This is a genomic window from Nocardia sp. NPDC004260 (assembly GCF_053603155.1).
This window is the reverse complement of the sequence record NZ_JBSGEZ010000246.1, coordinates 1-1,674: the sequence shown is the minus strand read 5'-3', so window position 1 is coordinate 1,674 and position 1,674 is coordinate 1. Positions and strand designations below refer to the sequence as shown.

The window sequence follows — 1,674 nt, the reverse complement described above, 5'->3', positions numbered from 1 at the left end:
AGTGAGCGTCCGGGAACTTCCTGTGCTGGACTGTTGCCGCTGAAGCGGGGTGCCTTGAGGGCCTGGTATGAAGGGGAGTTGTGGTAACAGAGCTGACTGTGTTTTCCGACTATCAGCAGATCCATCTGCTTGACAGTGAGTCCTCGAGCGAGCTGGCGGACGAGTGGTCGGATTCCGCACTGCTCGATCACTTGGCGCTGGCGAGCGACGCGGTCGGTATCTGTACAGGGGTCAACGGTGAGGTCACCGTCGTCATCGAGGTGAGTGGTGGCGCTCCTGCTGATGACACCGATGCCTTCGACACGGTGACCGAGTGCAGCCTACGAGCTAACTCCGGCACACTGAGGCTCACCTCTCCGACCTACGGCGAGGACGACGGTGATCTGGTGACGGTTCCGAAGGGGTGGCTGCGGTTGCGTGTGTCGCTGACGAACTCGCCCATGAGCCAGGAGAATGATCAGGAATCGGATCATCCCGCCGGTAGGCAACGCGTACGGATTCAGTGCTGGCCTGCCGAACCCACCGACGCCGTCTTGGTCAAGGGATGGAATCCCGAGACAGGCTCATGGCACCGCGGCGCCGACGGACTGAACTCTGTCGCGTCGCTTCGCTCACGTTCGGGTGAGTCGGCGTGACATGGTCATGATGGTGGCGAGATAGATCATGGCTTCGTGGTGGTCGGGCCTGGTTTCGTAGTCGCGGACGCAGCGGCGGTGTTTGCTGATCCAGGCCAGGGTTCGTTCGGCGACCCAGCGGCGCGGCAGTACGACGAAGCCGGGATCGGTGCGTTTGACGATCGTCACGGCCAGGTCCAGGACCTGGTGCGCCCAGTGCACCAGCCTGCCCGCGTAGCCGGCATCGGCCCAGATCAATGCGATAGTGGAGAACCGCTCCCGCAGCCTCGCCAGCAGCGGGACCGCGCCGTCGCGGTCCTGGGTGCTGGCGGCGGTGACAACGACCGCCAGCAGCAGGCCCATGGTGTCGGTGGCGATATGGCGTTTACGGCCGCCGACTTTCTTGCCGTTGTCCCATCCGCGTGAACCGGCGGGCACGGTGTCGGCACCCCGTACCGACTGGGAGTCGATGATCGCTGCCGTCGGGGTTCGCGCGCGGCGCGCACGTACTCGGATCCGGTCGCGCAGTACATCGGTAATCCGTTGCCATACACCGGCTTTGGTCCATCGGCAGAAGATGTCGTAGACCGTCGTCGGGGGTGGGAAGTCGGTGGGCAGCGCCCGCCAGGCGATGCCGCCGCGCACCAGGTAGAAGATCGCGTCCAACACCAGGCGGCGGGGATGTTTCTCACCGCGACCGCCCTTGCCGCCGGTATTGCCCGGCGCGGGCAGCAGCGGTTCGAGCAGCGCCCATTGCTCGTCACTACACGAGGACGGATACGCCGGACACGCCGTCGGCGGCTCGCCGTGGGCCGGGCATGACGAACACAGACAACTCGGCAATACTGGCACACGAACTCCTGGCAGAACACGGTCTCGACAACCGGTGATCTACCAGGAGTTCTCCCTGCTCGGGCTACACCACGCCGGACGAACGTCATTCACCTGCAACAACATTCGCCGATCTTGCACCACCGACCCCGGCACAGCCGAATCTGCAGGCGCCTCACCACCCGCTACGACTGAACAGATCCCCGACAAGAGTTCCCGGACGCTCACT

The 1,674-nt window shown here is 64.4% G+C and carries 2 protein-coding genes; one reads left to right on the top strand and one right to left on the bottom strand.

What is annotated here, in order from left to right:
* The first annotated feature begins 98 nt into the window (after positions 1-98).
* Positions 99-635 (top strand): hypothetical protein, encoded by a 537-nt coding sequence (locus ACWEO7_RS39385; RefSeq protein WP_452430923.1) that lies wholly within the window; start codon positions 99-101, stop codon positions 633-635.
* Here ACWEO7_RS39385 and ACWEO7_RS39380 read toward each other — a convergent pair.
* Positions 612-1,445: an IS5 family transposase gene (locus tag ACWEO7_RS39380; RefSeq protein WP_452430925.1), complete on the bottom strand. Its 834-nt coding sequence runs from the start codon at positions 1,443-1,445 to the stop codon at positions 612-614. The genes ACWEO7_RS39385 and ACWEO7_RS39380 overlap by 24 nt on opposite strands.
* Positions 1,446-1,674: the final 229 nt, after the last annotated feature.